Below are 26,411 nucleotides of genomic sequence, written 5' to 3'. Positions count from 1 at the left end.
GGCCCGCGGCGCCGGCCCGATCGCCGGCGGTTCGCCACCGGAGACGAGCGACGGCAGCCACAAGACCGGAAGCGTTTTGCATGAAGTTCTCTGATTTCGTCGTCGTCGACGCCATCCGCTCCGACGTCGAGGCGACCACGAAGGAAGCCGTGATCCGGGAGATGGCATCGGCTCTGGTCGACGCCGGACGGATCAAGGCGGCCGACCTCGACGGGATCGTCCGCGCGATCATGAAGCGCGAGGATCTGGGGAGCACCGGGATCGGTCGGGGAGTCGCCGTGCCCCACACCAAGCACCCCGGGGTCGGCAAGCTGGTGGGCACCGTCGCCGTCAGCCACGACGGGATCGACTTCGACAGCCTCGACGGCGATCCCGTGCAACTCTTCTTCCTCCTGGTTTCGCCTCCCGACCGGCCCGGGGATCACCTCCGGGCACTCGAGAACATCTCCCGCCAACTGCGCGACGACGCGTTCTGTCGGGAGTTGAAGGCGGCCCGGGCCCCGGGCGAGATCCAGCAGTTGCTCGAGGCCGCCGACAGCCATGGCCTCGTGCCATGAGCGAACGCGGGTTGCGGGAGAACGGCACGGGGCGACACCGGGCCACCGGCGGCGGCGAATCGCCCGGCCGCCGACGGAGCCGGGCGGTGGGTGGCTCCCGAATCCACCGCACGGCACGGGGTGGGGGCTTCGGGGTCGCGGCCCCGCCGCCGTGGCTTGCCGGGGCACGACAATGGGGGCTCCCGGGGGCGGAACCGCGCGGCGGAGCAGGGGCACGGGACGAAGCAGCGTTTCGGTGTGGGACGGCGGGAGCAGCGGACCAACGGTGGACGATGGCTGACGGCAGGGGCGACGGAAAGGGAGCGATGGTCGAGCAGACGGTGACCCGGGAATTCGTCGTCGGTTTGGCGAAGGGACTGCACCTTCGCCCGGCCGACATGCTCGCCCGCGAGGCGCGGCGCTGGCGATCCCGCGTCGAGGTGATCGCCAACCGCCAGCGCGTGGACGGCAAGAGCATCCTCGACGTGATGACCCTTGCGGTCGAGTCGGGCAGTCGGGTGGCGATCGAGGTCACCGGCCCCGACGCCAGCGAGGCGCTCGACGCGATCGGGGGGTTGTTCGCGAGAAACTTCGACGAGACGGGGGGCGGCGACGAGGCCGACGGTGAACCGTCGGCTCCCGACGCCCCATAGCGATTCGATCGGCACGATACACACACGACCAAGACGAGGAGCCGCAACGAACGCCTGGCGCGAGTCGCCCGGTGCCGAACCGCGCGAGCCGGCGGGAGCCTTGGTCTCCCCCGATCCGCTCCCGGTGGCCCGGCCGATGACGCAGCCGGCGGACGCGATGCGCCCATGCTGAAACTCCAGGGTATCGCCGTATCCCCCGGCGTCACGATCGGTGAAGCGCTGGTCCTCGATACCGAGGGCTTCCGGATCCCGCGCCGCTTCGTGGCACGCAGCGCCGTCGATACCGAGCTCGAACGACTTTCGCGGGCCGTCGCCGAGACGTCGGCCGAGATCGAGCGCAACCGCGACGCGATCCGCAGCGAGTTGGGGGATCAGTACGCCGCGATCTTTTCCGCCCACCAGGCGATGCTCCACGACCCGCGGCTGCAGGAGGAGCTCGTCAGCGCCGTCCGCGACCGCAACTTCTGGCCGGAGTACGCGGTCAGCCGGACCCTGCGCCGCTACGCCAAGGTTTTCCAGAGCCTCGACGACCATGTCGCCCAGCGCGCCCACGACATCTACGACATCGAGAAGAGCCTGCTCCGTCACCTCCTCGGGCAGGAGCGCGAGACGCTCGCGGCAATCTCCCAGCCGGTGATCATCCTCGCCCACAACCTCACCCCGAGCGAGACCGCCAACCTCGACCGGCGTTTCGTCCAGGGGTTCGCCACCGAGCTCGGTGGCCCCGGCAGCCACACCGCGATCGTCGCCGAAGGGCTGGAGATCTCCGCGGTCGTCGGGCTCGGGCCGTTTCTCGCCGACGTCTCCGGCGGCGAGCCGGTGATCCTCGACGGCAACCAGGGCGTGGTGATCCTCCAGCCCGACGAGGAGACGATCGCCCGCTACCGTCTCGAAGTCGAGGCGGCGCGGACGGTGGCGGCGCGGCTCCACGGTCTCCGCGACCTTCCCGCCGAGACCCTCGACGGCGTGCGCGTGCAGATCACGGGCAACATCGAGTTTCCCAACGAGGCCGAGCACTGCCTGGCACGTGGGTGCGACGGGATCGGGCTGTACCGCACCGAGTTCCTCTACCTCACCGCCCGCCGCGAGCCGACCGAGGAGGACCACTACGCGGCTTATGCCGAGGTCGCCCGGGTGATGGCCGGACGGCCGGTGGTGATCCGCACGCTCGATCTCGGCGCCGACAAGATGCTCACCGAGTCGACGCCGGAGGAGGAGCGCAATCCCTGCCTCGGCCTGCGGAGCATCCGCCTCTCGCTGCGGCAGCTGCCGATGTTCCGCACGCAGCTTCGCGCCATCCTCCGCGCCAGTGCCCTCGGCGACGTGCGCGTCCTGTTCCCGCTGGTCTCGACGATCGTCGAGCTGCGCCAGGCGCGGATGGTACTCGCCGACGTGATGGAGGATCTCGCCGAGCACGGCATCCCCTTCAACCGCGATCTGCCGGTCGGGATCATGGTCGAGACGCCGGCGGCGGTGATGATGCTCGACGTGTTCATCAAGGAGGTGGATTTCGTCTCGCTCGGGACGAACGACCTGATCCAGTACACGCTGGCGGTCGATCGGAGCAACAAGGAGGTTGCGGAACTGTACAACGCGTGCGACCCGGCCGTGCTGCGCCTCCTGCAGCGGTCGTTCGACATCGCCCGCGAGGCCGGCGTGCCGGCCAATGTCTGTGGACAGATGAGCGGCAGCGTGATGTACACGCAGCTTCTGCTGGGATTGGGTCTGCGGCAGCTCAGCGTGCCGGCCAGCGCCATCCCCGAGGTGAAGCAGGCGTGCCGAAGTGTTTCGGTCGCCGAATGCCGCGTGATCGCCGAGCGGGCCCTGCAGATGGAGGGGGCGCGCGAGGTGAAGGCCTACTTGACCGACCAGATGCGTCGTCGGGGGGCGGCCGCGGGCGCACGCTAGCGTGCGCCTGCCCCCGGGCGGTGCGCCGCCCGGCAACCGAGGAAGGAAAGAATCGGAAACGTCATGAAACAGGAAATGCTGATCAACGTCTCGCAGCCGGAGGAGTGCCGGATCGCGATCCTCGAGGACGGCGTCCTCGAGGAGCTGTACGTCGAGCGCACCAGCCAGGACAACCACGTCGGCAACATCTACAAGGGGCGGATCGTCAACATCGAGCCCTCGATCCAGGCGGCGTTCGTCGACTTCGGCGTGGGCCGCAACGGCTTCCTCCACATCTCCGACGTCGAACCGCAGTACTACCGCCAGGGAGGGCTCGACCCCGACAAGGCGTTCGACCTCGGTGACGCGGCGCGCGCGGGGAGCGAAGCACCGCGCCCCGCCGAGGGGGGCGCCGAGGAGGGAGATGGGCGATCCCGGACGGCCACGCGGCGGCGTCCGCGGCTCGGCGACCGTCCGCGGGTCAAGCCGCCGATCCAGGACATCCTCCGGCGTGGCGACGAAGTCCTCGTCCAGGTCATCAAGGAGGGTTTCGGCACCAAGGGGCCGACGCTGTCGACCTACATTTCGATCCCCGGCCGGTACCTCGTGCTCATGCCGCCGCTGGGACGCGTCGGGATCTCGAAGAAGATCGACGACGAACGCGACCGGCGCGAGCTGCGCGACATCATGCTCGACCTCAAGCCGCCGAAGGGGGTCGGGTTCGTGGTCCGCACGGCCGGGACGGAACGGACCAAGTCGGAGATGGCCCGCGACATGGCCTACCTCCTCCGCCTCTGGAAGAGCATCGTGCGGCGGATGCGGAAGTATTCCGCGCCGATCGACATCTACCAGGAAAGCGACATGATCATCCGCACGATCCGTGACATGTTCACGGAGGACGTCGGGCGGATCCTGATCGACGAGCCGGCCGCCTACGAGCGGGCCCGCGAGTTCCTCGAGCTGGTGATGCCGAAATACGCCCCACGGCTGCAGTTCTACGACGGCAAGGAACCGCTGTTCCACCGCTACGGCCTCGAGGACGAGATCGCCCGGATCCACCAGCGCAAGGTGCCGCTCAAGGGAGGCGGGTCGATCGTCATCGACCAGACCGAGGCGCTGGTGGCGATCGATGTCAACTCCGGCTCGTTCCGCACCGAGAAGAGTGCCGAGGAGAACGCCTACCAGATGAACCTGATCGCCGCCAAGGAGATCGCCAGGCAGCTCCGCCTCCGCGACCTCGGTGGCGTGATCGTCAACGACTTCATCGACATGCGCAAGGAGAAGTACCGGCGTGGCGTCGAGAAGGCGCTCCACGACGCCATGAAGCGCGACCGGGCGCGCACCAAGATCCTCCGCACCAGCCCCTTCGGCCTGGTGGAGATGACGCGGCAGCGGATCCGGCCGTCGCTGCGGAAGAGCATCTTCCGCGACTGCCCGACCTGCACCGGCACCGGAATGGTGAAGACGGCCGAGAGCATGGCGATCGAGGTGATGCGGACGCTACAGCTGGCGGCCACGCGGACCGACATCACCCGCCTCAACGTCACGGTGCACGAGGAGGTGGCGACCTGGATCAACAACCGGAAGCGGCGCGAGGTGGCGCAGTTCGAGGACTCGGTCCACGTCCAGCTCCACGTCGTCGGCAAGGAGAGCGTGTCGCCGGAGCATCTGGTGTTCGAGGCCTGGGACTCGTCGGGCCGCACGCTGCGGTTTCCCTGACCGGAGGCATGGTCGGGGCGACGGTAACTCCCAGGGAGGACGACCGATGCGGCAGCGGCTCGGCGGTTTGGCGGCGGTGACGGTCCTGGCGGCACTGGCGGCCCAGCCGGCACGCGCGCAGCCCCCCGAACCGGCCGAAGCGGCCGTCGGCCGGCAGGCCGACGATTCCCTGGTCACGCCGGTCGACCAGGTGCTCACGCCGCTGGGCACGCTCGTGTCGCTCCCCGGCCTGCGCCCGCAGGCCGTCGCCCTGTCGCCCGACGGCCGGTTGCTCGTCACGGCGGGGAAGACACCGGAGGTGGTCGTCGTCGATCCCGACGGCGGTGCGGTGCGGCAACGAGTCGCGCCGGTCGCGGCGCCGGCCGCCGGCACCGCCAACCGGACGGCCGAGCGGAACCTCGCCCCCGACAAGAAGGCGCTGGCGAGCCTGACAGGCCTGGTGTTCTCGCCGGACGGCACGCGGCTGTTCATGAGCGACGTGCAGGGAGCGGTGCAGGTGTTCGCGGTCTCCGATGGGCGACTGACCGCCCTCGGGCCCCTGCCGCTGCCCCCCGCCCGCGCTCCCGAGCGCGCCGCGGAGGTGCCTTGCGGCCTCGCCCTGTCGGCCGACGGCACGCGGCTGTACGTCTGCGGCAACCTCTCCAACCGGCTCCTCGAACTCGAGGCCGCCACCGGCACCGTGCTCCGCACGTTCGACGTCGGCGTGGCCCCGTTCGACGTCGTCCTCGTCGGCGGCCGGGCGCTGGTCACGAACCTCGGCGGGCGCCGCCCCCGCCCCGGCGACCTCACCGGTCCGGCGGGGAAGGGGACGCGCGTCCGCGTCGACCCGGTCCGGCACGTCGCCACGGAGGGCACCGTCAGCCGGATCGACCTCGAAACCGGCACGGTCGACGAGATCGCGGTCGGGCTCCATCCCTCGGGGCTGGCCGTCGCCCCTGGCGGAGCGATTGTCGTCTGCGCCAACGCCGGATCGGACACGCTGTCGCTGATCGACGTCGCCGCCGGGCGGGTGATCGAGACGGTATGGACGAAGCGGACGCCGGCCGAGCTGTACGGGGCGATGCCGGCCGCACTGGCGTTCGCGCCGGACGGCGAGCGGCTGTACTGCGCCAACTCCGCCCAGAATGCGATCGCGGTCTTCGACTGGGAGCCCGCCGAACGGGGCGTTACCCGGCTCCTCGGCCTGATCCCGGTCGGCTGGCATCCGTCGGGGGTCGTGGTCGACGCCGCCCGCGGGCAGTTGCTCGTCTCCAACATGAAGGGGCTACCGACCGAGCGGCGGAAGCAGAACGGGGGCGGGGAGGGGTTCAACTCGCACCAGCACGCCGGGAGCATCGGGCTGGTGCCGCTTCCCGACGGCGACCTGCTCGCCGCCTGCTCGGAGCGCGTCGCCCGAAACCTCCGCGCCGGGCGGATCGCCGCCTCGCGGCTGCCGCCGCGCCAGGGCGTCGCCCCGCGTGCCATCCCCGCGCGGATCGGCGAGCCGAGCCTGATCGAGCACGTCGTCTACGTCATCAAGGAAAACCGGACGTTCGACCAGGTGCTCGGCGACATGCCCCAGGGCAACGGCGATCCGGAGCTGTGCATCTTCCCCGAGCGGATCACCCCCAACCAGCACGCCATCGCCAGGCGCTTCGTGCTCCTCGACAACACGTACTGTTGCGGCATCCTCTCCGCCGACGGCCACAACTGGAGTACCTCGGCGCTGGCCAACGACTACCTCGAGCGGAGCTTCGCCGGTTTCCCACGCAGCTACCCCGACGGCATGGAGGATGCCGACGCCGACGCGCTGGCCTGGTCGTCGGCGGGGTTCATCTGGGACGCCTGCCTGCGGCACGGCCGGAGCGTGCGCAACTTCGGCGAGTTCATGATGCCGCGCGTGGCGTGGAAGGATCCGGGGCGGAAGGGGCAGCCCGACTTCCGCGCCTGTTACGCCGCCTGGAAGGCCGGCGGCGGCGACGTCACGTTTGCCAGCGAGCCGGCGATCGAGTCGCTCCGCGCCGTGTCGGCGACCGACACCGTGGGGTGGAACATGAGCGTGCCTGATCAGTTCCGCGCCGATCGCGTGCTCGCCCACCTCGCCGCCTGCGAGGCCGCCGGCAGCTACCCCAACCTCGTGATCATCTGCCTGCCGCAGGACCATACCAGCGGCACGACGAAGGACTGCCCGACTCCCGAGGCCTGCGTGGCCGACAATGACCTTGCCCTTGGGCGGATTCTCGAAGGGCTGTCGCGGAGCCGGTTTTGGCCGCGGATGGCGCTGTTCGCGATCGAGGACGATCCCCAGGCCGGTTGGGACCACGTCAGCGGCTTCCGCACGACCGCCTACGTCGCCAGCCCGTTCGCGCGCCGCGGCGTCACGGTCAGCACCCACTACAACACCACGAGCGTCCTCCGCACGATCGGCCAGATTCTCGGGATGCAGCCGCTCAACCAGTTCGACGCGGCGGCGACGCCGATGTTCGACTGCTTCACCGACCAGCCCGACCTGACGCCGTTCGCCGCCCTGCCGGCCGCCGTTCCCCTCGACCTGATGAATGGGGCCCCGCAGTCGCTCGGCGATCCGCTCCTCGAGGCCCACGCGATCGCCAGCGCCGCGATCGACTTCTCGGCGGTCGACCGGGCCCCCGAGGACCTGCTCAACCGGATCCTCTGGCATGCCGTGAAAGGGAGTGCCGCCCCCTACCCTGAATGGGCCACGGCGGCGACCGTCGACGATGACGACGACTGACGCGGCCGCCGGACCGCCTCCCTGAGACGTCGCGGGGGAGGTGAGAGCGGGTTTTTCCGGAGTCTTCCACCCGGACTCGACCCGCCGGCGGCGGTGCGATAGTCTCTGGATTTCTCCCGGCGGCAGTATGCCACGCCGGTTCCTCCGACCCTCCGACCCGCCATGGCCAAGCAGAACCCCACCGACTCCTCCGCCGCCGGCATGGCCGGCACCGGCCATCATTACGCGATCGTCGTCGACGGCGGGCGCCAGTACCGCGTCATGGAGGGGCAGGAGGTGGCGATCGACTTCCGTCACCTTCCGGCGGGCAGCGAACTGGTGTTCGACGAAGTCCTGGCGGTGAGCCACGCCGGGAAGCTCACGATCGGTGCGCCGCTGGTGAAGGGGGCGACCGTCAAGGCCGAGGTGCTCGGCTCCGAACAGGGCAAGAAGCTGTTCGTGCAGAAGTTCGCCCGCCGGAAGAACTACCGCCGGCGCACCGGACACCGTGCCCTGGTCACGCGGGTGAAGATCGCGTCGATCTCGGCCTGATCGTGGTGGCGTGATCCCCCGGCCGCGCAAGGGCCGCTGCCGAGCCACGCCCCCTCCTCACTCGACGATGCCGTGCAGCGGTCCGCCGCGCGCACACAGGGCGTCGACGCGCGCCGAGACCTGCGGATCCTCTTCGACCGGCGGGGCATGGTGCGGCTTGAGCCGGGCGTCGATCACCAGCGGACCGCGGCAGCCCCAGTGCTTGTGGCGGATGCCGGCGCCGACGCCGTGGACGTCGGTGGCGGGATTGGAGCGGGTGAATGTCAGCCAGAGGAAGTTCTCGAGACGGGCCGCGGCGAAGCCGGGATCGTCGACCACCACCACCAGCGGCCAGGCGCCGAGCGCGTGATCGGGCCCGATGGCGGCGGTGAGCCGGTCGGTGTCGGCGGTCCAGTCGGCGGTGGCGCAGCGGCTCCAGATCGCCCGCTCGTCGGGGGCCGCCAGCGCCGGCCGCGGCGCGATCGCCGGCCCGCCGACCGCGACGATCCCCGGCAGGCAGACGCGCGGGGAATGGAAGCCCGATGGGAGGGGCACGTCCGTGGGCATGTCGGTGCCCAGCACCCGCCGGGCCGGGCCACGGGCCGCCACGACCAGCTTGCTCCCGGCGTTGAAACCGCTGCCGGAGTAGTCGAGGGTGTCGATCGTCGTCTCGGTGTGGAAGTGACAGTCGCGCTGCCAGTCGACGCGCTGGAGGAGATGCGCGAGGAACGCCGGCACGTCGTGGGCGTCGAGGCCAGGCGCACCCAGGCCGTCGACGATCAGCAGGTATTTCGCCAGCGACAGCTGCCCCTGGCCGAGGATCGCGGAGGCCTGGGTGAGCAGCTCGGCGGGGCGGTCGCTGCGCCGCCACGGGAGATAGCGCTCGCTCCCGACCGCCAGGAGCAGCGGATGGACACCGGCGGCATCGACGGCGTGAACGCTCGACACCCCGGGCAGGACGGTCGGGATCACCGGCCCGGTGAGCTCGTGGACGAGCCAGCCGAACAGCGTGTCCTCCTGCGGCGGGCGACCGACGACCGTCGCCGGCCAGATCGCCCCGGGACGGTGGCGGACCTGGTCGACGCGGAGGACCGGGAACTCGTGCTGCCGGGCGTAGTAGCCGAGGTGGTCGCCGAACGGCCCCTCGGGCTTCGTGCCGGGGAGAATCGTCCCTTCAATGGCGAAGTCGGCGTCGGCGTAGACGGCCGGCCCGCCGGGGCGCCGCACCATCGGGATCCGATGACCGGCCAGCGCCCCGGCGAAGGTCAGCTCCGACAGCCCCTCGGGGAGCGGCATCATCGCCGCCACGGTCATCGCCGGCGCGCCGCCGACGGTGATCACCACGCGCAGCGGCACGCCGCGCTCCAGCGCCCGCGCGTGATGGACACCGATGCCGCGGTGGATCTGGTAGTGCAGGCCGACTTCGTGGAGCGGATCGTAGTCGTTGCCCGCCAGCTGGACCCGGTACATGCCCAGGTTCGAGGCCCGCGTGCCCGGTGCGGCGGGATCCTCGGAGTAGACGCACGGCAGCGTCACGAACGGCCCGCCGTCGCCCGGCCACGAGACCAGGTGCGGCAGCCGGTCGAGCGCGATCGCGTGGGCCATGATCGGGCCGGAGCGGACCCGGCGCGGGAGCATCGAGAGGGCGTCGAGCGGCGCCCGCCAGTAGCGCCACGGCCGCTCGAGGGCCCGCTGGGGCTCGATCTTCAGTTCGACGAGCCTCCGCACGCGCTCGAGGGTGTCGGCGAAGATCCGCTCCACGCGCCGCCGCGTGCCGAACAGATTGACGACGATCGGAAACGACGAGCCGCACGGGCTGGAAAACAGCAGCGCCGGGCCCCCCGCCCGGAACAGCCGCCGCTGGATCTCCGCGATCTCGAGCCGGGGATCGACCGGATGGTCGATCCGCACCACTTCGCCCGCCGCCGCCAGCGACCGGACGCAATCCTGGAGCGAGCGGAATCCCATCGGTGCGGTCCGTGACGTGGTCGCGCCGACCGCCACGGGCCGGTACACTCCGGTGGGGATTTATAGTCGTGCCGCCGCTCCGGACCGCCGGAGTGGTGCGGCTCCGGGGAGAACGATGGCGATGGTCACGATCACCAGCACGTACCAGGGGGGGCTGCGCTGCCGGGCCGTCCACGGACCGTCGGGGGCGACCCTGCTGACCGATGCCCCCGTCGACAACCACGGTCGCGGCGAGAGCTTCTCGCCGACCGACCTGGTGGCGACGGCGCTGGGGACGTGCATGATGACGATCATGGGGATCGTGGCGGACCGTCATGGGATCGATCTGGCCGGAACGACGGCCGAGACGACCAAGGAAATGTCGACCAGCCCGCCACGGCGGATCGCCACGCTGCGGACGCGGATCACCGTCCCGCTGCCGGCCGACCATCCGCAGCGCGAGTTGCTCGAGCGCGCGGCGCTCGGCTGCCCGGTCCACGAGAGCCTCGGCGGGGGCATCGAGTCGCCGGTGGAGTTCGTGTGGCGCGGCTGACGCCGCCGGCGAGGAAGCGATTGCCATGGCAGAGGGTGAATCGTCGCAGGGGCGGCGGATCGCCGACTGGCTCGACCGCGCGCGGCGCGGCGACGCCGCGGCCCGCGACGAGCTGTTTGCCGCCTGCCGCAGCTACGTGGCCACCGTGGCCCGCTGCCACTTGCAACGCGGGCTGGCGGCACGGGTCGATCCTTCGGACGTCGTCCAGCAGTCGCTGCTCGAGGCCCACCGCGGATTCGACCGGTTCGCGGGGGATTCACCTGGCCAGTGGCTGGCCTGGCTGCGCGGGATCGCCACCCACAACGCCCTCGATGCCGCGCGCGGCCATCGCGTCGCCGCGCGCCGCGATGCCGGTCGGGAGCGCTCCCTCGACGGCGTGGCGGGGTTCGAGCCGGCGGCCGATCCGGGATCGTCCCCCAGCCAGCGCGCGCTGCGCTGGGAGCGCGAGTGGCAGCTCGCGGCCGCCGTCGATCGGCTCGCCGACGACCACCGTCGGGTGATCGAGCTGCGCCATCTCGAGCGCCTGCCGTTCGACGAAGTGGCCCGGCGGATGGACCGCTCCGCCGGGGCCTGCCGGATGCTGTGGATGCGGGCCCTCGAGCAGCTCCGCGCGCAGCTTGCCGACGCGGGGGTGGGGCCGTGAGCGGGGCCCCCGGCTCGGGTGGCGGCGCTGCGGTGTCCGCCGACCTCCTCGACCGCTACCTGGCCGCGCTGCAGGCCGGCGACGACGAGGCGCGGCGGGCCCTCCTCCGCGACGAGCCCCGGCTCGCCGACTGGGACGAGTGCCTCGAGGATCTCGACCTTCTCGCCTCCGGCCTCGAACCGGGAGCCGAATCGGCCGCGGTCCCGGCCGGCACGCGCTACGGGGCGTACCGGATCGTCGCCGAGATCGGCCGCGGCGGGATGGGGGTCGTGTACCGGGCGCGGCAGGCGGGCCTCGACCGCGACGTGGCCCTCAAGGTCCTCGCCGCCGGGATGCAGGCCTCCGACGAGCAGCGCCGCCGGTTCCTCGCCGAGGCCCGGCTCGCCGCCCGGATCCGTCATCCGGGGATCGTCGTGATCCATGACGCCGGCGCGGACCATGGCCAGTTGTATTACGCGATGGACCTGATCGACGGCGAGGATCTCGCGGCCCGGCTCGCCCGCGGCCCGCTGCCGTTGGCCGCCGCGGTCCGGCTCGTGGCCGACGTCGCCCGTTCGGTCGCCCACCTCCACGCTGCGGGCGTGCTCCACCGCGATCTCAAACCGCGCAACATCCTCCTCGCCGGCGACGGGGCGCCGATCGTCACCGACTTCGGCCTCGCCCGCGACGAGGCCGGCGACGGCGATCCCACCGCCACCGGCACGATCCTCGGCACCCCGGCCTACATGCCGCCGGAACAGGTCACGGGGAGCCGCGCTGCCGACGCGCGCGGCGACGTCTATTCGCTCGGCGCGATCCTCTACGAGATCCTCGCCGGCCGCCCCGCCTTCTCGGCGCCGACGCGCCTGGCGACGCTGCTGCAGGTCCTCGAGCGCGAGCCGGTGTCGCCGCGGCGCTGGAATCCGGGCGTGCCGCGGGCGCTGGCGGCGATTTGCCTGCGGGCGCTGGAGAAGGCCCCCGACCGCCGGCCGGCGTCCGCCGCGGCATTGGCCGACGAGCTCGAGGCCTTCCTCCGCGGCGAGCGCGGGCCGGCCGTGGGCGGGAACCTGGGCCACCGGATCGTCCGCGCCGTGCGCCGTCATCCGGCGGTGGGGTTTCGGCTCGTCGGGATCGTCGGCACCGCGGCGGTGGTGGTGGTCCGGTGCCTGCTCGCGCCCGACACGATCGGCTTCTACGCGCCAGTGCTCGTCGGCCTGGGCGCCTGGGGAGCGCTGGCCGCGGCCTGGGAGTGGGCCGGAGTACGCGCGCTGCCGGTGGGCGCGGTGGCGCGGTTGTTCACGCTGACCGACGGCGTCTTCGTCAGCTTCCTCTTGTGGCTGGTGGACGGCGCCAACGGCCCGCTCGTCGCTGTCTATCCGGTGCTCGTCGCCGCGGCGGGGGTCTGGCTCGAGGGGGGCCTGGTCCGCCTCGCTGCCGCGGTGTCGCTCGTCGGCTACGTCGCCGTGCTCCTCGCCCGCCCGGCCGCCGTGGAATGGCACCTCGCGGCGATCGTCGCCCTGCTGATATTCGTGATCGCGGCGATCACCGACCTGCAGCTCGGCCGGCTGTCGCTCCGTGAGCGGAGGGGACAGCCGCCGGGCTGACGGTCGGACTTCAGGGGAGGATCCGCAGGCCGACGGCGGTGTTGAGGTCGAGCATCGCGCGGCGGTGACGGACCGCCGCGTCGCACAGCGCCTCGGCCGTCGCGGCCGTTCGATCGGCTCCGGTCGCCCGCGGGAGGGCCCGGCACCGCGGCCTGGCAAGCGGGGGTGGCCGCAGGCTGCGGGCGAGGGACAATCGCAGACGCTGCCGATCTGCCCCCGCCCCGGAACCTCGTGATGGCCGATCTGTTCGCCGCCGCGCGGGCCGCCCACGTCGCCCGTGCCGCGCCCCTGGCGGCGCGGATGCGGCCGCGCCGGCTCGCCGACTACGTCGGGCAGGACCACGTCGTCGGTCCCGGGCGGCTGCTCCGTCGACTGATCGAGTCGGACCGGCTGGGGTCGGTGATCCTCCATGGTCCGCCGGGAGTGGGGAAGACGACGCTCGCCGAGATCATCGCGCGCGAGACGAAGCGCCGGTTCGTCGAGCTGTCGGCGACGGCGGCGGGAGTGAAGGAGGTTCGCGAGGTTCTCGACGCGGCGCGGCGCCGGCTCGAGGACGACGGCGGCCACACCTGCTTGTTCGTCGATGAGATCCACCGCTTCAACAAGGCGCAGCAGGACGTGCTTCTGCCCGACGTCGAGGCCGGCGTGATCGCGCTGATCGGCGCGACGACGCAGAATCCCTATTTCTCGCTCACCAGCGCGCTGGTGAGCCGCAGCCGGCTGTTCGCCCTCGAACCGCTCACCGCCGCCGAGATCGCCACGATCCTCGACCGCGCCCTGGCCGATGCCGAACACGGCCTGGGGCGCGAGCAGGTGGTGCTCACGGCCGCGGCCCGCGAGTTCCTCGCCGCCTCGGCCGACGGCGACGCGCGGCGCGCCCTGGGCGCCCTCGAGGTCGGCGTGCTGTCGAGCGGCACGCGGCCGCTGGAGCTCACGCTCGAACTGGCGCGTGAGAGCGTGCAGCGCAAGGGGGTCGTGTACGACGACGGCGACACCCACTACGACTGCGCCAGCGCCCTGATCAAGAGCATCCGCGGCAGCGACCCCGACGCCGGCCTGTACTGGCTGGCGCGGATGCTCGAGGGGGGGGAGGACGTGCGCTTCCTGGCCCGGCGGCTGGTGATCCTCGCCAGCGAGGACGTCGGCAACGCCGACCCGCGGGCCTTGCTCGTCGCCGTGGCGGCGATGCAGGCGACCGAGTTCGTCGGTCTGCCCGAGTGCCAGTTGACGCTCGCCCAGGCGGTCACCTACCTGGCCGTCGCCCCCAAGAGCAACGCCTGCACAAGCGCCATCGCCGCCGCGCGGCGTGACGTCCGCGAGCAGGCGGTGATCCCGGTGCCACGACACCTCCGCGACGGCCACTCGGCATCGGCTCGGGCCCTCGGCCGCGGCGACGGCTACCGCTACGCGCACGACGCCCCGGACGCGATCGCCGCGCAGGACTACCTCGGGGTGCCGCGCTGCTACTACGAGCCGACCGACCGCGGCGAGGAGCAGCGGATCGCGGTGCGCTTGGCCGAGATCCGTCGGCGGCTCGGAGCGGCGGGCGACGAACCCCCCGGCGGGGATGGCGGCGGCGCGGCAGCACCGTGAGGAGCCCGGCGGCGACACCGGGGAAGGGGATGCGCGCGGTGGTCCAGCGGGTGAGCGAGGCCGAGGTCACGATCGACGGCGCCGCCGTGGGCTCGATCGGGCGCGGGCTGGTGGTGCTGGTCGGTGTCGAGGTCGGCGACACCGCCGCAGACGCCGGTTGGCTGGCGGGCAAAATCGTCCGGTTGCGCATCTTCCCGGACGCGGCGGGGCTGTTCGACCGGAGCGTCATCGACGTCGGGGGGGAGGTGCTGGTGGTCAGCCAGTTCACCCTCCACGCCAGCACCGCCCGCGGGAACCGTCCGAGTTTCCTGGCCGCGGCCCGCCCCGAGGAGGCGATCCCGCTCTACGACTCGTTCCTCGACACGCTCGCCGTGCAGCTCGGTCGCCCGGTGCAGTGCGGCCGGTTCGGGGCGGCGATGGCGGTCCGTCTGGTCAACGACGGGCCGGTCACGATTCCACTCGACTCCCGGCGGCGGGAGTGACGGTCCCGGCACCGTCGGCCGGGGGCGGCGGGCGGAGAGCCGCGGACGTGATACACTCTCCCCGCGATTGCCGATGGTGGCTGTAGCTCAGTTGGTTAGAGCACCAGATTGTGGTTCTGGGGGTCGCGGGTTCGAATCCCGTCAGCCACCCTTCCTGCCGCGACCGGCGCGGTGCCTCGGGGCGGCGGCGCCCCGCGAGGCGTGCCGCGGCGTGGCATCTCGCGTCGTCGTCCGTTCCGTAGGGCCGACGACCGTTGCGACGGCCCTTTCGCGGAGGCTATTCTCTTGCTTGAGGCGACGCGTCGGCCCGGTGGGCGGGCCATCACCTCCGGACGCCATGCGTGCTGTCGTCGGTGTCACGCCGATCGGTCTTCGCGGCTCCACGGTTCGATCAGCCATTCACGGTGTTGAATCAGATCCCGATCCCGGCGGGGCCTGCGGTCCCGTTCACAGGAGATGTTCCGATGGCCACGCGACGTTCCCGTTCCAGCGCCTCCCGTCGTGACTTCATCGCCACCGGTGCCACCGGTGCCGGAGCGCTGGCCGGCATCGCCGGTGGCGTGTGGATCGCTCCCGAGGTCCGCGCCGACGACAAGCCGGCGACGAGCGCCAACTCCGAGATCCGCTTCGCCTGCATCGGCATCGGTGGCAAGGGGCAGAGCGATTCGGCCGACGCAGCCCGCAACGGAAAGGTGGTCGCGGTCGCCGACGTCGACAGCAACCAACTGAAGCGCGGCGAGAAGGCCTTCGAGGGAGCGAAGACGTTCCAGGACTACCGGAAGATGCTCGCCGAGGTCGGCAAGGAGATCGATGCCGTCACCGTCAGCACGCCCGACCACACCCACTTCGCCGCGGCGATGATGGCGATGGGGATGGGGAAGCACTGCTTCTGCCAGAAGCCGCTGACCCGGGCGATCTCCGAGGCGCGGCTGATGGGTGAACTGGCCCGCGCCAAGAAGCTCGCCACGCAGATGGGCAACCAGGGCACCGCCGAGAGCTCGCTGCGGAAGGCCGCCGCGTTCATCAAGTCGGGAGGGTTGGGCACGGTCAAGGAACTGCACGTCTGGACCAACCGGCCGGTCTGGCCGCAGGGCGGGGGGCGCCCGGCGGAGGCGCCGGTTCCCGCCAACCTCGACTGGAATCTGTGGCTCGGCCCGGCGCCGGTCCGGCCCTACGGCACCGGCTACCACCCCTTCAGCTGGCGTGGCTTCTGGGATTTCGGCACCGGTGCGCTCGGCGACATGGCCTGCCACACGTTCAACATGCCGTTCATGGCGCTCAACCTCCGCGACCCGTCGAGCGTCCAGGCGCTGACCAGCGGCCACAACAAGGAGACCTATCCGAAGTGGTCGATCATCGACTTCGATTTCCCGACGATCGGAGCCCGGGCGGGGTTGAAGGTGGTGTGGTACGACGGCGGCAAGCTCCCCGAGGAGGGGTTGTTCGCCGGCTTCCCCGGTGAGACCAAGAAGGACGCCGACGGAAAGGAGGAGACGCTGCCGTTCAAGACCGCCTCGAGTGGCATCCTCTGCATCGGCGACAAGGACACGCTCTACGCCCCCGGCGACTACTGTGAGAAGGGCTTCAAGCTCAAGAGCGGCAAGGCACCCGCCGACGCCGAGTTCACGCCGTCGCCGGGCCATTTCATCGAGTGGGTCAATGCGATCAAGGGCGGCCCGCAGCCGATGTCGAACTTCCCCGACTACGCCGGACCGCTCACCGAGACGATCCTGCTGGGGAACCTCGCGGTCTGGGCCGCCGACGCGGCCGAAACCAAGGGGAAGAAGATCGAGTGGGATCCGGTGAAGTTGGTCGCCAAGAACGCCCCCGAGGTGGAGGCGATCATCCGGCCGACCGCCCGCGATGGCTGGTCGGCCTGAGCCGACCCGCCGGCGGACGCAGGGATCGATCAGTGAAGGAGGGGCTGTGACAGGCGACGGTGCAACTGGCCGGCGGTCCGCGCTCGTGACGCGGCGTGGGGCAACGCTGATCGTGGCGCTGGCCCTCGCGGCCGGCGGCGCCCCGGCCCTGGCCCTCGAGCCGATCCCTGCGGAGGCCGCCGCCGTCGCGCTGGTCAAGTCGCGCGGCGGGAGCGTCGAGCACGGGACCGACGGCCGGGTGACGAAGGTGAACCTCGCCAACCGGCCCGCCACCGATGCCGACCTCCGTGTCCTCGGCACGCTCCCGGGGCTGCAATCGCTCGAGGTCTGGGGCGCCGAGATCGGCGACGCCGGCATGCCCGCGCTGGCGGCGATCGGATCGCTGCAGCAGTTGGTCCTCGAGAATACCGACGTCACCGATGCCGGCATCGGCGAGTTGGCGAAACTGCGGAACCTCAAGATCCTCAACCTTCGCCGCAGCTCGAACCTTTCCGATGCGGCGCTCGAGACCGTGGGGAAGCTCACGGGCCTCGAGCAACTCGTCCTGCTCTACAACAATTTCACCGACGCCGGTCTGGCCCACCTCCTGCCCCTGACCAAGCTCCGCGTGCTCGATCTGCGCGGTTGCTCGCTGATCGGCGACGCCGGCCTTGAGCACGTCGCCGGGATGGCGAGCCTGGAGCGGGTCAAACTCCGCTGCCCCGGGGTCACCGACCGCGGTCTGGCGGCGATCGCCCGGCTGCCGAAGCTCCGCGGGTTCGCCGCCGAGGACGGCCAGATCACCGACGCCGGACTGGCGCCGTTCGCCACCAAGGGGGACATCGACGAGATCAACGTGATGCGGACGTTCATCGGCGGCGACGGGCTCGCCCATCTCAAGGGTCTCGGCAAGCTCAAGCGCCTCGAACTGCGCGGCACGCTGATCGACGATGCCGCGCTCGTCCACGTCGCCGGCCTCACCAATCTCGTCCTCCTCGACCTGGCGGAGACGGGGATCGGCGATGCCGGTGTCGCCCACCTCGGCCGGCTCGAGAAGCTCGCCGACCTCGACCTGTGGGACACGAAGGTCGGCGACGAGGGGCTGACCACGATCGGTCGGCTGCCGGCCCTCACCAAGCTGGTGCTGCGGAACACCCGGGTCACCGACGCGGGGCTCGGGCGGCTGACCGGTTCGACGAAGCTCGCCGCGCTCGACCTGGCCGGCACCAAGGTCTCCGGGCCGGGCCTGGCGGCCGTCGGGCGGCTGCCGGCGCTGCGGGCCCTCGACCTCAGCTTCGCACCGGTCGCCGACGACGCCCTCGCGGCTCTCCGCTCGGCCCGTCCCGAGATCGTCGTCACGAAGTGACGTGTTCCGTCCGGCCACGCTGGTGCCGGGCCTGCCGACCCTGCCAAGGGCAGCGGTATTGCAGGACGTTTGACGGTCGTGGCGCGGGGGGGTAAGACGATGACCCCTGGGGAATCTCGCTGAAAAGGCGGACGGAGGGTCCTGTCCGCCCGTTCCAGCGGGCCCGGCCCCGGCACCGCCCGCGGAGGCCGCTGGTTCTCGGGCGATTCGCCGACGGTCCCGGGGATCCGCTCCCGATCCCGACCCGCACCCTGGAGATGATCCGATGATCCTCGGCAAGCTGTGGAAGGCGATGGCCGCCCAGGTCAACAAGATCGCCAACTTTTTCTGGACCGCCGATCCGATCGCGCAGCTGCAGTACGAATACGACAAGGCCGTCGACCAGATGAAGGAGGGGCGCGAGGGGCTGGAGCAGTACCGGGCGCTCGTCGAGCGGGTCGCTCGTCAGGCCGAGGGAGACCGCCAGCACGTCGCCAAACTCGAGGCGCAGGTCAAGGCCTACCTCCAGGCGGGCGAGCGCGAGACGGCGGCGAAGTTCGCGCTCGAACTGCAGCGTGCTCGCAAGGACCTCGAGGAGAACGAGGCCCAGCTCAAGCTCCACGAGACGGCGTACGGCAACAACGTCACCAAAGTGAAGCATGCCACCAAGAAGCTCGCCGACCTCAAGCACAAGATCCAGAAGTACGACGCCGACCTGAAGATGTCGCGGGCCGAAGCCGAGTTGGCGAAGCTCGCCTCGACCTTCAAGTTCGACGTCACCACCGACTTCGGCCAGATCGAGGACGTGATCCAGGACAAGATCGGGCTCAACCGCGCGAAGGTGCGCGTCGCCGCCGACCTGTCCGGCGACGGGCTCGACAAGATCAAGGACGAGCAGCGAGTCGAGTCGCAGATGGCCGACGCGGCCCTCCGTGAGTTCGAGCGCGAGTTGGGGATGGTGACTCCCGAGACGTCGAAGGTCACGGACGACGAGAAGCTGCTCGGGTCAGAACGGCTCCGACAGATCTCAGGCTGAGGCGCTCCGTTCACAACGGCGACGCCCCCGACTTTTCCGTGGGGACCGTTGCGGCCAGCCTGGCGACGGATCGTGCAGCCCATCCGTGGCCGCGCCCCGTCCCACGGGCGGCGTGTCCCGTACCCCCCGCGACCGACGGTCCGGCGTCAGTGGGACCCATGGCCAGACGAGGCGTGCGCCCGGGCGCACGGAAGGTGCCGTGAACGACGATTCATCGAGGGCGTCGGCGATCGGAGGCCCTCCGGCCCACCGGGACAGGCTCCCTGCCGAGACGGGCGCCACGCCGGCTGCCAATGGCCCGCGGACCGGGCTGGGCACCGGGACCCGTCCCGGCGGTGCCCTGCCTGATTGGTGTCCGTCGTGGGCGGAGCGGCTCGGCGACGCCTACCTGTCGGGCACCAGTTGCGTCTTCCTGGCGCATGGCAACGTCCGCGATCTGGTGCCGCTCGGCCCCGAGTCGGCGACGACGACACCTGCGGCTGATCCGGCGGCGGCTTTCGGAACCGTCGGTGACTTTCTCGCCCGCGAGGTCTTCGGCAGCTGGGACGTGGTCCTGGCCTACGACGTGGGCAAGGGGCTGCGGCCGTTGGCCGGCTCCGATCCGTCGCGGTTGCGCACGATGGTGCAATGGCTTTCCGAGCGGCTCGGCAACGCCTCGGCCTGGCCGCGCGAGCCCGATGCCGCCCTGGCCGCGATCGACGCGATCCTCGAGCGGAATCTCACCGATCCTCCCGAGCAGCGCAAGAAGATCGCCGTCTTCCTCGACCATGCCCAGTACCTCGTGCCTGACGGCGATGCCGCGAGCGCCTCGCGTGGTACCGCCGGCCGGCTCGTCCGGGTCGTCGGCTGGGCGACCAATCCACTGCTCCGCCGTGTCAACGTCGCGATCGTGCTGCTCGCCGAGACGATGGCCGAGGTCCATCCGCGTCTCGTCACCAATCCGGCGGTGACCGCGATCGAGGTGCCGCTCCCAGACGCCGACGAGCGGCGCCGCTTCGCCCTGGCCACCGCCCGCGCCGTGGGCGTGCCGGTCGGACAGATGGACGCGGTCGAGCGCATGTCGAAGCTCTCGGCCGGCCTCACGCTCGAGAGTATCCGGGCGATCGTCACGCTGTCGGCGCGGGAGGGCACGGCGCCCGACGGGGCTGAGTTCGGCGCGAAGAAGAAAGATCTCATCGAGCGGTCGTGCCGGGGGCTGATCGAGTTCATCCAGCCACGCCTGACGCTCGACAACGTCGCCGGTCACGAGGCCGCGAAGGCACGCCTCGAAGCCGATGCCAAGGCGATCCGTCGTGGCCAGCTCGATGCCGCGCCGATGGGCTACCTGATCTGCGGGCCGGTGGGTACCGGCAAGAGCTTCATCGCCGAGTGCTATGCCGGCAGCGTCGGGATCCCGTGCGTGGAGCTGAAGAACTTCCGCAGCAAGTACGTCGGCGAGACCGAGGGCAATCTCGAGCACGCCCTCGGCGTCCTCCGCAGCCTCGGCCCGGTGGTGGTGATCATCGACGAGGCCGATGCGGCCCTCGGCAACCGTGAGTCCGGTGGTGACTCGGGAACCAGCGCCAGGGTGTTCTCGATGATCGCCCGGCAGATGGGAGACACCCGCTACCGCGGCAAGATCGTCTGGATGCTCCTCACCAGCCGCCCCGATCGCCTCCCCATCGACCTCAAGCGACAGGGGCGGGCGGAAGTCCACATTCCCCTCTTCTACCCACACGATCAGGCCGAGATGGAGGCGATGTTCCAGGCGATGGCGCGGAAATGCCGCGTGAAGCTGGCGCCGGGCCTGCCAGGGCAGGTGGATCTCGAGCTCGGCCTGTCCGGGGCCGACATCGAGAGCATCGTCCTGGCGGCGCGGCGCAAGGGGCTCGAGCGCGCCGCCGCCGCCGCGGAGGAAGGGCGACCGGCTCCCGGCGGCGACGAGATCGGCGATGCCGATTTCCAGGAGGCACTCACCGACTTCCTTCCCTCGGCGCAGGGGTTGGAGAAGGAAGCCCAGGAGATCGCCGCCGTCCTCGAATGCACCGAGAAACGCTTCCTGCCCGAGCGCTGGCGCGAGGCCGTCAGCCGCCCCGGCGGGCGCGCCGACCTGCAGGAGCGGATGGCCGAATTACGCGACATGGCCGGCACCTGAGCCGCGGCCGCCGAGCGGCGGCGTCCACGACCGCAGACCGTTTTCCCGATAGGCTGATCAGAAACCTCCGAGGAGTTCACCATGGCCCGTGGTTCCAGCCCCAGCACCCCCTGGTTCGACGCCACCACCGAGGCGCCGCTGCTGCAGGAGTACGCGCGGAAGCTCGACTCGTTCGTCGATGCGGTTGCCGACGGGCGTGTCGATTCGAAGGAAGTCGAGGACCAGGAGAAGCGTCTCGTTGCCTTGATGAAGGAAGTCGAGCCACTCCTCTCCCCCGAGGCCCACGAGAAGGTGACCAAGCTGCTGTGCGAGGTCACGGCCTACGATCTGATGAACATGCTTCACATGGCGGGCCGGGCGCGGCCGCGGACCCGGTTTCAGGGTTGATCTGACGGCGGTCACGATCCGGTCGGCCGTTTTTCACGAGGGACACGATGGCGAACGAACCCAAGGCTCCGTTCTGGCTGGCGGTGTGGGCGGTGATCCTCGGACTGGTCGCCTTGGCCGCGTGGCGGGCGGGGATGTTCGGCGACCGCCCCGTGGCGGCGCCGCGCGCCGCCCCGATGGCCGGAGGGCCCGGCCCGGGCGGCGGCGGACCGGCGCCGGGGGGGGGCGGCGGGAGCAGTGCCGGGGGTCCCATGTCCGAGGCCCCCGACGTCGCCGTGCCCACGACCGTGAAGGAATACACCTTCAAGCCCGCCGAGCGCCTGCCGCCGGTGAAGGGGGTCAGCGCCTACAAGCCGCTGGAAAACGACACCGTCCGCTTCGCCCTCAACGTCTGGGCCGGCTGGAGCCCGATCATCCTCGCCAACGACGGCTTCAAGCCGGGCAAGGTCTGGCAGGCGCCGGGGGGGCGTCCGTTCAAGGTCGAGCTGGTGCTGATCGACGACCCCGTCCAGATGCGGGATGCCTATGCGGCCGGTGAGGTGCACATCGGCTGGGCGACGCTCGACATGCTGCCGTTGTTCGTCGACAGCTTCGCCAAGGATTCGCGGATCATGCCGCGCGTCTACCAGCAGGTCGACTTCTCCAATGGTGGCGATGGGATCGTCGTCCGCGACACGATCAAGACGGTCAAGGATCTCGCCGGCAAGAAGCTCGTGATGGCGCAGAACTCACCGAGCCAGTTCTTCGCCCTCAACATGCTCGTCGCCGGCGGGCTGCAGCCGGCCGACGTGGAGATGATCTACGTCACGACGGCGTTCGAGGCGGCCGCCGCGTTCAACCGCGACAAGAGCATCGCGGGTTGTGTGTCGTGGGCCCCGGACATCTACAACCTCGCCGAAGCCAAGGGCAACCGGATGCTGGTCACGACCAAGACCGCCAACCGGCTGATCGCCGACGTCTGGTTCGCCCGGGCGGACTTCGCCAAGGATCACCCCGACAAGGTCGAGGCCCTCGTGCGCGGCATCTTCGACGCGATGAGCGAGCTGAATCGCGAAGACGTCCGGGCCCGCGTCGCCCAGCTGATGGCCGACGGGTACACGATCCCGGCCGCCGACGCGCTGTCGATGCTCGGCGATGCCCACTCGACCAACTGGGCGGAGAATTACCAGTTCTTCCTCAACCGCAACAATCCCGCCAACTTCGAGCGGATCTGGAAGCAGGCTTATTACCTGTATCGGAAGGTCGGGGCGATCTCCAACAATCCCGTGCCGTTCGATCAGGTGATGGATTTCTCGGTCCTGCAGAAACTCGGTACCGAGCCGAAATACGCCGAGACCAAGGACGAGTACACCGCCGTGGTCCAGCCGCGGTCGGTCGGCCAGATCCGTGCCGAGAACGACGAGATCCTCACCAACACGATCGTCATCAAGTTCTTCCCGAACAGCTCCGAACTGCGGAAGACGGTGATCAAGAAGATCGACGGGAAGGACGTCGAACAGCCCTACGATCCGCGCGTCGACCTCGTGCTCGACGAGGTGGCAGCCCTGGCGAAGCAATTCGGCAACGCCCGGATCGTGATCGAGGGGCACACCGACAGTTCGATGAAGGGGGCCGTACCGGCGACGATGGTCAAGGAATTGTCGTTGCAGCGCGCCCGGGCGGTGAAGGAGGCGATCGTCGAGAAGTTCGACCTCGACGACAACCGCTTCGCCGTCGATGGCCTCGGCTGGGATCGGCCCGCCGACGACGACCATCCCGACGACCATGCCCTCAACCGTCGCGTGGAGATCAAGGTGTACTCCGCGGAGAAGGAATGAGCGACACCGTCGCCCGTGACGCCATGCCCCGGCCCCCCGCGGCGCCGATGCGCGGCGAGACGACGGTGGCGATGGCGGCGTTGTGGGGGATGACCAGCCTCGCGCTGGTCGCCGCGCTGTGGTTCCTCGCCACCGCCGGCGAGGCGGAGAGCCGGTTCATCGGGCCGGCCACGCTCCCCAGCCCGACCGAGACGGTCAGCGCCGCGCCGCGCGTGTTTGGCGAGGGGCGGCTCCCCACCAACACCGCCGTGACGCTCAAGCGCGTGGTGCTCGGTTTCGGACTGGCGGCCGCAGTCGGCGTGCCGCTCGGGGTGTTGGCGGCCTGCTTCGCGGAGTTGCGGGCGTTTCTCGCGCCGCTGACGATCTTCGGCCGCAACATCCCGGTCGCGGCCCTGATCCCGCTGACGTTCTTCTTCTTCGGCATCGGCGAGCTGCAGAAGGTGATGTTCCTGTTCATCGCCTGCGTCGCGTTCGTCGTCAGCGACACGACCGCCGCGGTCCGCGAGGTCCCGCAGCGCTACGTCGACACCGCGCTGACGCTCGGGGCGTCGCGGCTCCAGATCATCCTCAAGGTGCTGCTTCCCCTCGCGGCGCCGGCGATCTTCAATTCGCTCCGGCTGCTGTTCGGGATCGCGTTCGGCTACGTGATGCTCGCCGAGGTGGTGAAGCTCGGGGGCGACGCGGGGGGCCTCGGCGACCTGATCAACGTCTCGCAGCGGCGCGGCCAGCGCGAGCCGATCCTGATCGTCCTGTTCACGATCCCGCTGGTCGCGTACCTCATCGACCGTGGTCTGTGGTGGCTGCAGTGCGACCTGTTCCCCTACCGGTACGGTGGCCAGGGACTGCTGCCACGGGCCTGGACCTGGTTCGTCCACGACGTCGTCGGGGCGTGGTGGGGCGCGAGGTCAGGGGAGGCCGGGCCATGAGCGCGGAGACGGGGGGAGAACCAGCCGCGGCCCCGCCGCCGGGCCCCGCGGCCGCCGAACGCCCCGCCGCGGTCGAGTTTCTCTCCGTCGGCAAGACCTACGCCGGCGCCGATGGCCGGGCTGTCGTGGCGATCGAGGGGGTAACGTTCACGATTCCCGACGTCGTCGACCATGGAGAGATCTCGTCGTTTCTCGGCCCGAGCGGCTGCGGGAAGAGCACCGTGCTGAGGCTTGTCGCCGGCCTCGCTCCCCAGCATCCGCCGACCAGCGGCAGCGTGCGCGTGCTCGGCCGGCCGGTCGTCGGCCCCGGCGCGGACCGGGGGATGGTGTTCCAGGACTACACGAGCTTCGACAACCGGACCGTGCTGGCCAACGTCGCCTTCGGGCTGGAGTGCAGGGGCGTCGGCCGACGGGCGCGGGAAGCGGAGGCGCTCGAGTGGATCGCCCGGGTCGGGCTCGACCCGACGCGCGACGCCGGCAAGTACCCGCACGAGTTGTCGGGGGGAATGCGGCAGCGGGTGGCGATCGCCCGGACGCTGATCCTCAGGCCGCGGGTGATCCTCATGGACGAGCCGTTCGGGGCCCTCGATCCGGCGACGCGCTTGGACATGCAGGACCTGCTGGTGCGGCTGTGGCGCGAGGTCGAGGCGACGATCCTGTTCGTGACCCATTCGGTCGAGGAGGCGGTGTATCTTGGAGACCGGGTGTTCGTGATGGCGACGACGCCGGGGCGGATCGTCGAGGAGATCCACATGCCGGCGGCGTCGGCGCCGGCGCGGGAAACGCAGTCACAGCCCTGGTTCCACGAGAAGGTTCACCATCTCCAGGATCGCCTCGGGCGGATCGAGGCCGAAGCGACGAGACCCTTCTGACACGGTCTGGCCGACGGGGGACGAGCGGACGTGTTCGGGCGCATCGGCAGCTATCTCAACGCGGCCTTCTCCACGAAGTGGAACCTGCTGTTCCTCGGCGGGGGGATCGCGGCCGCGTACATCAGTGGTTTTCCCGGCGTCGTCCTTCCGCTGCTGGCCGCGGGAGAGATCTACTACATCGCCAGCATGATCGGCAGCGACCGCTTCCGTTCGGCGATCGATGCCCGCGATGCCAAGGCACGGCGGCAGGAACGATCAGCGGAGTCGCAGCAGTCGTTCGAGCGGATCCGCAAGTCGCTGTCGCCGGAACTGCGCGAGCGATTCGACCACCTCAAGACCCACTGCGAACGCCTCGTCGACCTCGCCGGCAGCGTCCGTGGCGGCATCGACTCGGCATCGCTGGAAGCACTCGACCGTCTGCTGTGGGGCCACCTGCGGATGATCCGGGGGGCCCAGTCGATCTCCGACTTCCTCGGCCACACCGATGAGCTGTCGCTGCGCCGCCGGATCGCGAGCCTCGAGCAGCGCCTGGCGGCGCTCCCCTCGGGCACTGCCTCGTCCACCGACCTCCGCGCCGTCCTCGAGGACGACCTGCGGACCAACAAGGCGCGACTCGGCAACGTCGAGGAGGCGCAGCGCAAGCTCGCCGTGATCGTCGCCGAGGTCGAGCGGCTGGAGTCGAAGATCGCCGCGCTCGCCGAGTCGTCGGTCACGCCACGCGACGTCGGCGACCTCGCGAAGCGGGTCGACGAGGTCGCCGAGGGGATGCGGCGCACCGACGAGACGATGCGCCAGATCAAGCTGCCCCCGGAGCTCGACGACATCGAGGATCCGCCACCGCTGCTCCGCGAACAGGCGTGAAGCGGCAGGCGGGCCGCGGTCGCCCAAGCGGACTTGCTGAGCCGGCCGTCCCGCGGCCGGCGAGGGCCATGGATGGCTTTGTCCGCAGCGGAACGAACACGCTCAGGATGAGTCGATCGGCCGCTGGATGCGGCCGACGGCGACCTGGGAAACCCTCGGCGTTTCCCGCGGTCGCCCAAGCGGACTTGCTGAGCCGGCCGTCCCGCGGCCGGCGAGGGCCATGGATGGCTTTGTCCGCAGCGGAACGAACACGCTCAGGATGAGTCGATCGGCCGCTGGATGCGGCCGACGGCGACCTGGGAAACCCTCGGCGTTTCCCGCGGTCGCCCAAGCGGAC

Annotated in this window: 22 protein-coding genes and 1 tRNA gene; 21 read left to right on the top strand and 2 right to left on the bottom strand. The window is 70.7% G+C overall.

What is annotated here, in order from left to right; all coding sequences use genetic code 11:
* The first annotated feature begins 80 nt into the window (after nt 1-80).
* From FJ309_01600 to rplU, 6 genes are all read left to right on the top strand, one after another.
* Complete coding sequence (locus FJ309_01600; GenBank protein MBM3953313.1) at nt 81-557, top strand: PTS sugar transporter subunit IIA; 477 nt, start codon at nt 81-83, stop codon at nt 555-557.
* Complete coding sequence (locus FJ309_01595) at nt 554-1,189, top strand: HPr family phosphocarrier protein (GenBank protein MBM3953312.1); 636 nt, start codon at nt 554-556, stop codon at nt 1,187-1,189. The genes FJ309_01600 and FJ309_01595 overlap by 4 nt, the downstream gene beginning before the upstream one ends.
* 165 nt (nt 1,190-1,354) lie before the next feature.
* On the top strand, nt 1,355-3,097 hold the full coding sequence (gene ptsP, locus FJ309_01590; GenBank protein MBM3953311.1) for a phosphoenolpyruvate--protein phosphotransferase: 1,743 nt from the start codon (nt 1,355-1,357) through the stop codon (nt 3,095-3,097).
* A 63-nt stretch (nt 3,098-3,160) separates the two neighbouring features.
* Nucleotides 3,161-4,795, top strand: coding sequence for an Rne/Rng family ribonuclease (locus FJ309_01585; protein MBM3953310.1), 1,635 nt, complete (start codon nt 3,161-3,163; stop codon nt 4,793-4,795).
* Between the two features lie 46 nt (nt 4,796-4,841).
* A complete protein-coding gene (locus FJ309_01580) occupies nt 4,842-7,526 on the top strand; it encodes a phosphoesterase (protein ID MBM3953309.1) in 2,685 nt (894 codons plus the stop codon).
* Nucleotides 7,527-7,727: 201 nt separating this feature from the next.
* Complete coding sequence (gene rplU / locus FJ309_01575) at nt 7,728-8,057, top strand: 50S ribosomal protein L21 (protein MBM3953308.1); 330 nt, start codon at nt 7,728-7,730, stop codon at nt 8,055-8,057.
* A 57-nt stretch (nt 8,058-8,114) separates the two neighbouring features.
* Here the strand turns inward: rplU and FJ309_01570 are convergent, their stop codons facing one another.
* Nucleotides 8,115-10,004, bottom strand: coding sequence for a UbiD family decarboxylase (locus FJ309_01570; protein ID MBM3953307.1), 1,890 nt, complete (start codon nt 10,002-10,004; stop codon nt 8,115-8,117).
* A 121-nt stretch (nt 10,005-10,125) separates the two neighbouring features.
* Here FJ309_01570 and FJ309_01565 point away from each other — a divergent pair, with 121 nt between their 5' ends.
* Genes FJ309_01565 through FJ309_01555 form a run of 3 tightly spaced genes read left to right on the top strand, consistent with a single transcriptional unit; the run spans nt 10,126 to nt 12,762 of the window.
* On the top strand, nt 10,126-10,536 hold the full coding sequence (locus FJ309_01565) for an OsmC family protein (GenBank protein MBM3953306.1): 411 nt from the start codon (nt 10,126-10,128) through the stop codon (nt 10,534-10,536).
* Nucleotides 10,537-10,561: 25 nt separating this feature from the next.
* Nucleotides 10,562-11,179, top strand: coding sequence for a sigma-70 family RNA polymerase sigma factor (locus FJ309_01560; protein ID MBM3953305.1), 618 nt, complete (start codon nt 10,562-10,564; stop codon nt 11,177-11,179).
* Nucleotides 11,176-12,762 (top strand): serine/threonine protein kinase, encoded by a 1,587-nt coding sequence (locus FJ309_01555; protein MBM3953304.1) that lies wholly within the window; start codon nt 11,176-11,178, stop codon nt 12,760-12,762. Before FJ309_01560 ends, FJ309_01555 begins: the two co-directional genes overlap by 4 nt.
* A 10-nt stretch (nt 12,763-12,772) precedes the next feature.
* Here the strand turns inward: FJ309_01555 and FJ309_01550 are convergent, their stop codons facing one another.
* Entirely contained in the window at nt 12,773-12,955 is a 183-nt protein-coding gene (locus FJ309_01550; protein MBM3953303.1) for a hypothetical protein, read from the bottom strand.
* Nucleotides 12,956-12,996: 41 nt separating this feature from the next.
* Here FJ309_01550 and FJ309_01545 point away from each other — a divergent pair, with 41 nt between their 5' ends.
* From FJ309_01545 to FJ309_01490, 12 genes are all read left to right on the top strand, one after another.
* Nucleotides 12,997-14,355, top strand: a complete 1,359-nt coding sequence (locus tag FJ309_01545; protein ID MBM3953302.1) for a replication-associated recombination protein A — start codon at nt 12,997-12,999, stop codon at nt 14,353-14,355.
* A gap of 29 nt (nt 14,356-14,384) precedes the next feature.
* On the top strand, nt 14,385-14,837 hold the full coding sequence (locus FJ309_01540) for a D-tyrosyl-tRNA(Tyr) deacylase (protein MBM3953301.1): 453 nt from the start codon (nt 14,385-14,387) through the stop codon (nt 14,835-14,837).
* Between the two features lie 76 nt (nt 14,838-14,913).
* Nucleotides 14,914-14,987: transfer RNA gene (locus tag FJ309_01535), tRNA-His, on the top strand.
* A 314-nt stretch (nt 14,988-15,301) separates the two neighbouring features.
* On the top strand, nt 15,302-16,717 hold the full coding sequence (locus FJ309_01530; protein MBM3953300.1) for a Gfo/Idh/MocA family oxidoreductase: 1,416 nt from the start codon (nt 15,302-15,304) through the stop codon (nt 16,715-16,717).
* Entirely contained in the window at nt 16,701-18,062 is a 1,362-nt protein-coding gene (locus FJ309_01525; protein MBM3953299.1) for a hypothetical protein, read from the top strand. Before FJ309_01530 ends, FJ309_01525 begins: the two co-directional genes overlap by 17 nt.
* A 265-nt stretch (nt 18,063-18,327) precedes the next feature.
* Entirely contained in the window at nt 18,328-19,077 is a 750-nt protein-coding gene (locus FJ309_01520) for a hypothetical protein (protein MBM3953298.1), read from the top strand.
* Nucleotides 19,078-19,276: 199 nt separating this feature from the next.
* A complete protein-coding gene (locus FJ309_01515) occupies nt 19,277-21,211 on the top strand; it encodes an ATP-binding protein (GenBank protein ID MBM3953297.1) in 1,935 nt (644 codons plus the stop codon).
* A gap of 81 nt (nt 21,212-21,292) precedes the next feature.
* A complete protein-coding gene (locus tag FJ309_01510) occupies nt 21,293-21,598 on the top strand; it encodes a hypothetical protein (protein ID MBM3953296.1) in 306 nt (101 codons plus the stop codon).
* 47 nt (nt 21,599-21,645) lie between these two features.
* Complete coding sequence (locus tag FJ309_01505) at nt 21,646-23,415, top strand: hypothetical protein (protein MBM3953295.1); 1,770 nt, start codon at nt 21,646-21,648, stop codon at nt 23,413-23,415.
* Entirely contained in the window at nt 23,412-24,341 is a 930-nt protein-coding gene (locus tag FJ309_01500) for an ABC transporter permease subunit (protein ID MBM3953294.1), read from the top strand. The genes FJ309_01505 and FJ309_01500 overlap by 4 nt, the downstream gene beginning before the upstream one ends.
* Entirely contained in the window at nt 24,338-25,213 is an 876-nt protein-coding gene (locus FJ309_01495) for an ABC transporter ATP-binding protein (GenBank protein MBM3953293.1), read from the top strand. Before FJ309_01500 ends, FJ309_01495 begins: the two co-directional genes overlap by 4 nt.
* 30 nt (nt 25,214-25,243) lie before the next feature.
* Nucleotides 25,244-26,074: a hypothetical protein gene (locus FJ309_01490; GenBank protein ID MBM3953292.1), complete on the top strand. Its 831-nt coding sequence runs from the start codon at nt 25,244-25,246 to the stop codon at nt 26,072-26,074.
* Nucleotides 26,075-26,411: the final 337 nt, after the last annotated feature.

Source organism: Planctomycetota bacterium (assembly GCA_016872555.1).
Taxonomy (GTDB): domain Bacteria; phylum Planctomycetota; class Planctomycetia; order Pirellulales; family UBA1268; genus F1-20-MAGs016.
This window is presented reverse-complemented; position numbering and strand designations above follow the sequence as displayed.

What these genes read in the sequence shown, in the direction of transcription:
- FJ309_01600 (MBM3953313.1), top strand. Translation starts at nt 81, where the DNA reads ATGAAGTTCTCTGATTTCGTCGTCGTCGACGCCATCCGCTCCGACGTC.
- FJ309_01595 (MBM3953312.1), top strand. Translation starts at nt 554, where the DNA reads ATGAGCGAACGCGGGTTGCGGGAGAACGGCACGGGGCGACACCGGGCC.
- ptsP (MBM3953311.1), top strand. Translation starts at nt 1,355, where the DNA reads ATGCTGAAACTCCAGGGTATCGCCGTATCCCCCGGCGTCACGATCGGT.
- FJ309_01585 (MBM3953310.1), top strand. Translation starts at nt 3,161, where the DNA reads ATGAAACAGGAAATGCTGATCAACGTCTCGCAGCCGGAGGAGTGCCGG.
- FJ309_01580 (MBM3953309.1), top strand. Translation starts at nt 4,842, where the DNA reads ATGCGGCAGCGGCTCGGCGGTTTGGCGGCGGTGACGGTCCTGGCGGCA.
- rplU (MBM3953308.1), top strand. Translation starts at nt 7,728, where the DNA reads ATGGCCGGCACCGGCCATCATTACGCGATCGTCGTCGACGGCGGGCGC.
- FJ309_01570 (MBM3953307.1), bottom strand. Translation starts at nt 10,004, where the DNA reads ATGGGATTCCGCTCGCTCCAGGATTGCGTCCGGTCGCTGGCGGCGGCG.
- FJ309_01565 (MBM3953306.1), top strand. Translation starts at nt 10,126, where the DNA reads ATGGTCACGATCACCAGCACGTACCAGGGGGGGCTGCGCTGCCGGGCC.
- FJ309_01560 (MBM3953305.1), top strand. Translation starts at nt 10,562, where the DNA reads ATGGCAGAGGGTGAATCGTCGCAGGGGCGGCGGATCGCCGACTGGCTC.
- FJ309_01545 (MBM3953302.1), top strand. Translation starts at nt 12,997, where the DNA reads ATGGCCGATCTGTTCGCCGCCGCGCGGGCCGCCCACGTCGCCCGTGCC.
- FJ309_01540 (MBM3953301.1), top strand. Translation starts at nt 14,385, where the DNA reads ATGCGCGCGGTGGTCCAGCGGGTGAGCGAGGCCGAGGTCACGATCGAC.
- FJ309_01530 (MBM3953300.1), top strand. Translation starts at nt 15,302, where the DNA reads ATGGCCACGCGACGTTCCCGTTCCAGCGCCTCCCGTCGTGACTTCATC.
- FJ309_01525 (MBM3953299.1), top strand. Translation starts at nt 16,701, where the DNA reads ATGGCTGGTCGGCCTGAGCCGACCCGCCGGCGGACGCAGGGATCGATC.
- FJ309_01520 (MBM3953298.1), top strand. Translation starts at nt 18,328, where the DNA reads ATGATCCTCGGCAAGCTGTGGAAGGCGATGGCCGCCCAGGTCAACAAG.
- FJ309_01510 (MBM3953296.1), top strand. Translation starts at nt 21,293, where the DNA reads ATGGCCCGTGGTTCCAGCCCCAGCACCCCCTGGTTCGACGCCACCACC.
- FJ309_01505 (MBM3953295.1), top strand. Translation starts at nt 21,646, where the DNA reads ATGGCGAACGAACCCAAGGCTCCGTTCTGGCTGGCGGTGTGGGCGGTG.
- FJ309_01500 (MBM3953294.1), top strand. Translation starts at nt 23,412, where the DNA reads ATGAGCGACACCGTCGCCCGTGACGCCATGCCCCGGCCCCCCGCGGCG.
- FJ309_01495 (MBM3953293.1), top strand. Translation starts at nt 24,338, where the DNA reads ATGAGCGCGGAGACGGGGGGAGAACCAGCCGCGGCCCCGCCGCCGGGC.